General features: G+C 72.6%; 10 protein-coding genes. 4 read left to right on the plus strand and 6 right to left on the minus strand.

Going from position 1 to position 7,698, the window contains the following annotated elements; all coding sequences use genetic code 11:
* The coding region (locus H5J30_RS11370; protein WP_445194937.1) for a hypothetical protein at positions 1 to 206 on the plus strand (206 nt) is incomplete at its 5' end.
* 57 nt (positions 207 to 263) lie between these two features.
* On the opposite strand, the gene H5J30_RS11375 is transcribed toward H5J30_RS11370, so the two are convergent.
* The 3 genes from H5J30_RS11375 to H5J30_RS11385 form a co-directional block, all read right to left on the minus strand.
* Positions 264 to 1,091 (minus strand): SAM-dependent methyltransferase, encoded by an 828-nt coding sequence (locus tag H5J30_RS11375; protein ID WP_181787313.1) that lies wholly within the window; start codon positions 1,089 to 1,091, stop codon positions 264 to 266.
* Between the two features lie 90 nt (positions 1,092 to 1,181).
* Positions 1,182 to 1,475, minus strand: coding sequence for a DUF397 domain-containing protein (locus H5J30_RS11380; RefSeq protein ID WP_181787314.1), 294 nt, complete (start codon positions 1,473 to 1,475; stop codon positions 1,182 to 1,184).
* Positions 1,472 to 2,365 carry a Sco1979 family transcriptional regulator gene (locus H5J30_RS11385; protein ID WP_181787315.1) on the minus strand — a complete coding sequence of 298 codons (894 nt, stop codon included), beginning with the start codon at positions 2,363 to 2,365 and terminating at the stop codon, positions 1,472 to 1,474. Before H5J30_RS11385 ends, H5J30_RS11380 begins: the two co-directional genes overlap by 4 nt.
* A gap of 258 nt (positions 2,366 to 2,623) precedes the next feature.
* On the opposite strand from H5J30_RS11385, the gene H5J30_RS11390 reads away from it, so the two are divergent.
* Positions 2,624 to 3,070, plus strand: a complete 447-nt coding sequence (locus H5J30_RS11390; protein WP_181787316.1) for an ATP-binding protein — start codon at positions 2,624 to 2,626, stop codon at positions 3,068 to 3,070.
* Positions 3,071 to 3,111: 41 nt separating this feature from the next.
* Here the strand turns inward: H5J30_RS11390 and H5J30_RS11395 are convergent, their stop codons facing one another.
* Positions 3,112 to 4,026, minus strand: coding sequence for a LysR family transcriptional regulator (locus H5J30_RS11395; protein ID WP_181787317.1), 915 nt, complete (start codon positions 4,024 to 4,026; stop codon positions 3,112 to 3,114).
* 181 nt (positions 4,027 to 4,207) lie between these two features.
* On the opposite strand from H5J30_RS11395, the gene H5J30_RS11400 reads away from it, so the two are divergent.
* Both H5J30_RS11400 and H5J30_RS11405 read left to right on the plus strand, forming a co-directional pair.
* On the plus strand, positions 4,208 to 5,047 hold the full coding sequence (locus tag H5J30_RS11400; protein WP_181787318.1) for a Rossmann-fold NAD(P)-binding domain-containing protein: 840 nt from the start codon (positions 4,208 to 4,210) through the stop codon (positions 5,045 to 5,047).
* Positions 5,044 to 5,754, plus strand: a complete 711-nt coding sequence (locus H5J30_RS11405; RefSeq protein WP_181787319.1) for an anthrone oxygenase family protein — start codon at positions 5,044 to 5,046, stop codon at positions 5,752 to 5,754. Before H5J30_RS11400 ends, H5J30_RS11405 begins: the two co-directional genes overlap by 4 nt.
* A 97-nt stretch (positions 5,755 to 5,851) precedes the next feature.
* Here the strand turns inward: H5J30_RS11405 and H5J30_RS11410 are convergent, their stop codons facing one another.
* A complete protein-coding gene (locus tag H5J30_RS11410; protein ID WP_181787320.1) occupies positions 5,852 to 6,829 on the minus strand; it encodes an SGNH/GDSL hydrolase family protein in 978 nt (325 codons plus the stop codon).
* Positions 6,830 to 7,099: 270 nt separating this feature from the next.
* Positions 7,100 to 7,630 carry a GNAT family N-acetyltransferase gene (locus H5J30_RS11415; RefSeq protein ID WP_181787321.1) on the minus strand — a complete coding sequence of 177 codons (531 nt, stop codon included), beginning with the start codon at positions 7,628 to 7,630 and terminating at the stop codon, positions 7,100 to 7,102.
* Positions 7,631 to 7,698: the final 68 nt, after the last annotated feature.

Below are 7,698 nucleotides of genomic sequence, written 5' to 3' on the forward strand. Positions count from 1 at the left end.
AGCGGACCGCGACGGACGACACCGTCGGCCGCGGGGCCCTCGCGCAGGAGCTGTTCCGGGACGCGTACCGCGGCGTGGTCAAGGACCTGCGGTTCGCGCAGGACGCGACGCACCGACTGGAGCTGCCGGGCTCCCTCTTCCTGTACCGGGCCCGCGGCGGCGCGTTCGCCTTCCTCGGCCCGTACGACGAGGTGCGGCGGGCCTGAGGTGCCCGCCGCACCCGCGGCGTCCGCCGCCCCCGGCGACCCCCGCCCCCCGGGGCTCTACGACTTCTGCGCCACCGCCGCGTACTGGGACACCTCCGCGTCCAGCGCCGCCGCCTCGGCGTCGGTCAGCGGGTCGCCGTCCGGCTTCCAGCGGTGCGGCGCGACCAGGCCCGGGGTGACCAGCTCCAGTCCGGCGAAGAAGGGTTCTATCGACCCCTTCGCGCGCGTGGTCAGCGGGATGCCCTGCCCGTGGTAGATCTCCTGTACGTACCCGATGTGTTCGGGGTCGAAGTCGGCCGTGCCGTGCGACAGGGCCAGGAAGCTGCCCGGGGCCAGCGGCTTGAGCAGCGTTTCCATGATCTCGTGGGGGGTGTCGCGGTCGGGGATGAAGTGGAAGAGCGCGTTGCAGGAGAGCGCGATCGGCCGGCCGAGGTCCAGGGTGCCCCGTAACTCGGCGGCCTCCAGGATCGTGTGCGGCGCGGTGACGTCCGCGTGCAGGTAGGAGGTGCGGCCCTGCGGCGTGCTCGTCATGAGGGCTTCGGCGTAGCGCAGCACGAGCGGGTCGTTGTCCGTGTAGACGACCCGCGCGGCCGGGTTGGCGTCCTGCGCGACCTGGTGGAGGTTCGGTTCCGTGGGTATGCCCGTGCCGATGTCGAGGAACTGGTCGATGCCCGCCTCCGCGGCCAGCCAGTGCGTCGCGCGGCGCATGAAGGCGCGGTTGACGCGGGCGGCGGTACGGGCCTGGGGCCAGACGGAGAGCACCTGCCGCGCGGCGGTGTGGTCCACCTCGTAGTTGTCGTGCCCGCCGAGGATGTAGTCGTAGATGCGGGCGGGGTGTGCCCGGGTCTGGTCGACGTGGTGCGGGGCGGGGGTCTCGTCGGTCACGTGGTCAGTCCGTTTCGAATCGTGCCGGCGCCCGGTGGCGGGGGCGGCGGCGTACGGGACGCGCGTGGGGGCGGTGGCCGGGGCGCCCGGTCAGGAGAGCAGGAAGTCCGCGTCCCCGTTCTTGATGCCCGCGATGAACGCCCGCATCTCCTCGGCGGTGTAGATCAGCGCGGGGCCGTCGTCGGCGGTGGACTGGCGCAGCGCCACGAGGCCGTCGGCGAGTCGTTTCGCCTCGACGCAGGCGTCGCCGTTGGGGCCGCTCCACGGCTTGTCCCAGCCGTCCGTGCCCAGCTCGCGCGCGGGCATGCCGTTGTACACCTGCCCGCCGGCCGCCGCGCCGGTGTGGTGGGCGTCGTTCGCACCGTGCGTGTGCGTCATCTTCATACTTCCTTCCGGATGTTGGTGATGATGTTCTCGGTCTGATGTGCCGGGGGTGCCTGGGTGGATATCCGGTTGAGGGCCTCCAGGCACTGGGAGACCAGCGCGGTGTCCTCCACGTAGGCGGGGCCCGTCAGGCTCTCGCTGTAGCCGAAGTCGCCCAGCTCCGGGGCGGGGAAGCGCAGCAGGTGCAGCGGCCCGTACATGGCCGGGTGCGGGCCGGTGTCGAACGGGAGCACCTGGAGGGTGACGTTCGGCATCCGGGTGGCCTCCACCAGCCGGTCGAGCTGCGCGCGCATCGTCTGCGGTCCGCCCACGGTGCGGCGCAGGGCCCCCTCGTCGACGATGGCCCACAGCCGCAGCGGCTTCGGCTCGCGTATGAGCAGTTCCTGTCGCTGCATGCGCAGGGTGACGCGGCGCTCCCGCTCCTCGGGGGCGAGCGGCAGGGTGCCCGCGGCCATCAGGGCGCAGGCGTAGTCCTCGGTCTGCAGCAGCCCGGGCACGCAGTGGGGCTCGTACGCGCGGACGAGGCTGGCGGCCGACTCCAGGCTCACGTACAGGCCGAACTGCTCCGGCAGGACGTCGCGGAACCGGTGCCACCACCCGGGCTTGTTGGCCTCCTCGACGAGGACGAGGAAGGAGTCGATGTCCGGCTGCGGCAGCCCGTAGGTGCGCAGCAGCTTCTCCACGGAGGCGTACTTGAGGCCGACTTCGGCCTTCTCCATGCGCCGGACGCTGGTCGCGTTGACGCGCAGCGCCCTGGCGGCCTGTTCGGGCGTGAATCCGGCGCTCTCGCGCAGGTTCTGCAGGCGGCGGCCCAGCACGATCCGGCCTGCCGTGGGGGCCGACTGGCCGGATATGGCCGCCGTGCCCGCCTCGGCGCCTGCTCGCGCCATGGGTTCGCACCTCCCGGGCAACTCGGGGCTTCGTCGGTGAGTTTGCCGGTGCGCAGTGTGCCACGCCCGTGGGATCGCTCGCAGCGATATGCATTCCCGAATGTGCAGTCTGCAAAACAGCGCTTGCGATCCGTGACCGGCCCACGCATAGTTGGCGTGTGACGCCGTTCACACGGCAGCCGCCCGCCCACGTGCGAAGCTCCGGGGCGGTCGGACGCCGTGGCCCCCCTCGACGGACGTACGGAAGGCATCCGGCCCATGGCCCCCTCATCCCACAGCGCGCTCGGCACCACGGCGGACTTCGACGCCGCGGCGCACGGCGAGAGCTTCGAACTCGTGGCGCGGGCCGCCGCGGCGGCCGAGGCGCGCGCGCATGTCAGGCAGCTGCTCGGCCGCTGGCGGATGTGCGACGACGTGTGCGGCGCGGCGCAGTTGGTGATCTCCGAGCTGGTGACCAACGCCGTGCTGCACGCGAGCGGCGGCAGGATCGTCTGCCTGCTGGCGCTGCGCGCGCCGGGAGTGCGGCTGGAGGTACGGGACCAGGGCGGGTCGTACGGGGTCCCGATCCGCACGGTCGCGGGGCCGGAGGACGAGTGCGGGCGCGGGCTGGGGCTGGTGGCGGCGCTGAGCGAGGCGTGGGGGACGGAGCCGTCGGGGGCGGGGTTCGCGGTGTGGGCGACGATCGGGGCGCCGCGGCCCGTATGAGGCGCGCGGGGCGTACGCGCGCGAACGGTTGAGCCCTTCCGCTACCCCTCCGCCGGCAGCAGCGGGTTCCCGTTCGCCGCGACGAAGTCGCGGGCCGCCGCGGTGAAGGCGCGGATCCGGTTGGTCTCCCCGGCGGTGCGCCAGATCAGCCGCCACTCGTACGGCAGCCCGTCGGCCATCGGCACGTACACGACGTCGGGGCGCGCGTCGTACAGGCTCGCGTGCGTGGGGACGGGGAAGACGCCGCGGCCGGCGCCGACGAGCGCGAACATCTCCTGGATCGTCGCGAAGTCGTCGCCGCGCTCGATGGGCCGGCCCGCGGGGGTCGCGGCCGGCACGGAGAGCGCGTCCACCTCCTCGGGGATCGCGCGCGGGCGCAGCACCTTGTCGCGGGCCAGGTCCTCCAGCGAGACGGACGCGCGGCGCGCGAACGGGTGCCGGGCGGAGACCGCGAGCACCGGGGGCTCGCTGAACAGCACCTGGCTCGCGGCCAGCTCCGCGTCGAAGCCCGGCGACGCCAGCAGCAGCACGTCCACGACGTCCCCGCCGAGCAGTCCGGCGACATCCGCGTAGCGCGCCTCGGTGATCTCCACCCGGCAGTCCGGGTGCCGGATGCGGAACTCCTCGGCGACCTGCATCACGAACTGCGCGACCGCGGTGCCCAGGAACCCGACCCGCAGCACCCCCTCCACGCCGCGCCCCGCGGCCACGGCGCGCGCGAAGCCGTCGAGCAGCTGCCGGTAGGCGGGCCGCACGTCCTCGTAGAGGCGGCGGCCGATGGGCGTCAGGGCCACCCGGCGGCTGGACCGGTCGAACAGCGGTGCCCCGACGGCGCGCTCCAGCTTCTTCACCGACTTGCTCACCATCGCGACCGACACGTGCAGCCGCTCGGCGGTGCGGCCGAAATGCAGCTCCTCGGCCAGGGCGAGGAACGTCTCGATCTCGCGCCGCTCCACGGCGCCCCCTTCCGGCTGCGGTCATCGTCCCCCCTGGTCAGAGGGATGATCGGGGGATCGTCAACCCCCGGTTAACGATACTTGCCCGGTTGATCGTTGTTGTCGATTCCTTTTCGGCGGAGGGTCGTGGTGTGGCGGAAAACAAACCGCCGCCACCGCTTGCGAATCCGGGGAGGACTCCATGAACCGCAACGACCTGACCCTCGTACTCGGCGGCACCGGCAAGACCGGCAGCCGGCTCGTCCAGCTGCTGACCGGCCGCGACCTGCCGGTCCGTATCGGCTCCCGCTCCGGCGGCGTCCCGTTCGACTGGGAGGACCGCGCGACCTGGGAGCCCGCACTCGACGGCGTGCGGTCGGTCTACCTCTCCTACTACCCGGACCTCGCCGTCCCCGGCGCGCCCGAGGCCGTCGGCGCGTTCGCCGAGCTGGCGGTGGCGAAGGGCGCGCGGCGCCTCGTGCTGCTGTCGGGGCGCGGCGAGGAGGAGGCCGCGGCGACGGAGAAGGCGGTGGCGGCGACGGGCGCGGACCTGACCGTGCTGCGCGCCGCGTGGTTCGCGCAGAACTTCAGCGAGAGCTACCTGCTCGACCCGGTCCTCGGCGGCGAGGTGGCGCTGCCCGCCCGGGACGTCCGCGAGCCGTTCGTGGACGCCGGGGACATCGCCGCCGCCGCGGCGGCCGTCCTCACCGAGGACGGGCACGTGGGCCGCACGTACGAGCTGACCGGACCCCGGCTGCTCACCTTCGCCGAGGCCGTCGCCGCCATCGCCGCGGCGGCCGGGCGCCAGGTGCGCTTCGTCCCGGTCCCGCTGGCCGACTTCACCGCGGGACTGGCGGCGGAAGGCGTCCCGCGGGAGGTCACCGACCTGCTGACGTACCTCTTCACCAGCGTCCTCGACGGCCGCAACGAGTACGTCGACGACGGCGTCCGGCAGCTCCTCGGCCGCCCGGCCCGCGACTTCACCGACTACGCCCGCGACACCGCCGCCACGGGCGTGTGGAACCCGGAGGACGCCTCATGAGACACCTGCAGACAGGCGCCCTGCTCGCCTCCGTCCTCGGCACCGGGCTCATGGCCGGCCTCTTCGCGGCCTTCGCGTACGCGGTCATGCCGGGCCTGGGCCGGTCCTCGGACCGCACCCTCGTCGACGCGATGCAGGGCATCAACAAGGCCATCGTCAACCCCGTGTTCATGCTCCCGTTCATGGGCTCGATCCCGCTGCTCGGCCTGGCCGTCGTGCTGGCCTGGCGCGGCCAGGGCCGCGAGGCGCTGCCGTGGCTGATCGCGGCGCTGGTGCTGTACGTCGTCGCGTTCGGCGTCACCGTCGCCGGGAACATCCCGCTCAACGACCAGCTCGACCGGGCCGGCGACCCGGACCGGATCAAGGACCTGGCCGCGGTCCGGGCGGACTTCGAGGACAAGTGGGTGGCGTGGAACGTCGTACGGGCGGTGCTGCACACGGTCGCGTTCGGCCTGGCGGCGTATGCGCTGATCGTGTACGGGGCGCACCGGCTCGCCGACGGCGCGGAAGCGTCGCGGGGCCCGGCGCCGGCGTCGGTCGTGCAGGGCGTGGCGGGGTGGCAGCAGCCGCAGCAGCCCGTGGGGCCGGGCCCGGGGTGGCAGCCGCAGCCCCCGCAGGGCGCGCCGCAGGCGCAGCCGGGACCGCGCTGGGAGTACCGGGCGGCACCGTTCCCAGGTGCGCGGCCAGGGGCTGTCTCCCAGACGTGAGAGGCCGGAGCTGGGGTCGGCCTGGAACACGGAACCGGCCCTGGCTGAACGCCGAGGGCCGGTTCGCTGCGGGTTTGCCCCGAGGGTGCGGTGGGGGTCAGCTCTCGTCGATGGCGTTCAGCATCGCGTTTCCGACGTGGTCGGCGGCGTTGCGGTGGCCGTGGGCGTTGGGGTGCACCAGGGACAGCTGGTCAGGGGGCGTGATGAGGCCCTCCACCCACTTGTCGTCGTCGCAGACGCTGTGCCCCTGGGAGGAGTCGTAGAGATCGACAAAGCTGGCGGCTTCCTGCGTGCCGGTCGACTTCTCGATGGTCTTGTTGAGGGCTTCCAGGACGTCCTGGCGCAGCCAGTCGAGGTCGCCCTGGGTGATGGTGCCGAACTTCGTGATGTCCGCCCAGCCGCACTTGGAGGTGTCGTTGGGGACGATGGTGGGGTAGCCGACAGCGAGGATCTTCGCCTTCGTGGCGCGCTCGTGGAGCACGGTGAGCATCCGGTCGTATTCCTGGCTCACCTTGTTCAGCCGGGCCGGGATGCCGGCGGCCAGGGCGTCCTTGCACGGGGTGCCCTCGCCGTCGGCTTCGCCGCCCAGCCGGGTGCACTTGTCGAGGATGTCGGCGAAGCCGAGGGTGTTTCCACCCACGCCGACGGTGATGACGTCGGTGTCGGGGTCCACCGCCTCTGACTGAGGGGGCACCGCGGGGAACGGGTAGTCCGGGTCCGGGAAGTGGGGCGGGAAGTGGTGGCCGATCGGCTCCTGGGCCTGGTCGGTGACGTTGTCGATGGTGGCGGCGCCGCAGCTGACGTTCTTGGTCAGGTCGAAGAAGTACCAGAGGTCCTGGTAGGCGACCTCGGGGTAGGACTTGTCGGTGCGCTCGCAGCCGTCGCGCGGGTAATCGATGGGGTCGCCCGCGGCCTTGATGACCCCGGCGGTGTAGGAGTCACCCAGGGCGACCCACTGCTTCTTCTCGGCCGCGGCGGCGGATTGCGCTCCGGCGAACGGCGCGGGGACGGCGGCGCAGGCGGCGAGAACTGCGGCCGAGCCGAGTAGGGCGAGACGGGTACGGAAGCGTGCCACGACATCTCCAGGGTGGGGGTGACAATTCCGTCTCGACCGTATACGCAGAGTTACGGATCATGCCGGTTCGGTAGCGGAACGTACCCTTTTGGGGTGCTGTCTCACGATGCTGAGCAGCTTCCCACGCGTGATCTGGTATCCGCGCCCCTCAGTCCCGGCTCCAGATGAGGATGGCGGCGAGGTGGAGTGCGGCCAGGATCCGTTCCATCAGTGATCAACAACCGGACAGGCGCATCCGATCAACCGACGGAAAGGACAAGGAGACACGCTCTAGCCCTGCCCCGGGCCGCGCAGGGTGCGCTGCATGAGGACCGTGTCGAGCCACTTCCCGTGCTTGAACCCCACCTCCGTCAGCCGCCCCACCTCGGTGAACCCGAACCGCCTGTGCAGCCGGGGCGAGGTGTCGTCGCCGGTGTCGGCGATCACCGCCATGATCTGCCGCACGTCCGTGCCCGCGCACCGCTCGACCAGCTCGGCCAGCAGCGCGCCGCCGATGCCCTGCCCCGTCCGGCCGGGCGCGAGGTAGATGGTGTTCTCGACGGTGTGCCGGTAGGCCGGCTTGGGCCGCCAGGGCGCGGCGTAGGCGTAGCCGGCGACGCTCCCGGCCGCCTCGGCGACGAGGAACGGCAGGCCGCGTTCGGCCAGGTCGCGCAGCCGCTGCCGCCAGTACGCGGGCGGCGGCGGGGTCTCCTCGAAGGTGATCACGGTGTCGGTGACGTAGTACGCGTAGATCTCGGCGATCGCTGCCATGTCCTGGGGTGCGGCGGGGCGGATGAGGGCGCCCGGCGGGGAGGTCGACACCTGCCCATTGTGCGCCGGGCCCGGAACGCGCCCCGGGGGCGGGTGTCCTACGGGCCGGAGGGCCCGGC

Origin of the sequence: Streptomyces phytophilus, assembly GCF_013870535.1 — a bacterium.
GTDB lineage: Bacteria > Actinomycetota > Actinomycetes > Streptomycetales > Streptomycetaceae > Streptomyces > Streptomyces phytophilus.

Excerpts from the sequence above, each read along its gene's own strand:
- H5J30_RS11380 (WP_181787314.1), bottom strand. The coding sequence starts at position 1,475 with ATGAAGATGACGCACACGCACGGTGCGAACGACGCCCACCACACCGGC.
- H5J30_RS11385 (WP_181787315.1), bottom strand. The coding sequence starts at position 2,365 with ATGGCGCGAGCAGGCGCCGAGGCGGGCACGGCGGCCATATCCGGCCAG.
- H5J30_RS11390 (WP_181787316.1), top strand. The coding sequence starts at position 2,624 with ATGGCCCCCTCATCCCACAGCGCGCTCGGCACCACGGCGGACTTCGAC.
- H5J30_RS11400 (WP_181787318.1), top strand. The coding sequence starts at position 4,208 with ATGAACCGCAACGACCTGACCCTCGTACTCGGCGGCACCGGCAAGACC.
- H5J30_RS11405 (WP_181787319.1), top strand. The coding sequence starts at position 5,044 with ATGAGACACCTGCAGACAGGCGCCCTGCTCGCCTCCGTCCTCGGCACC.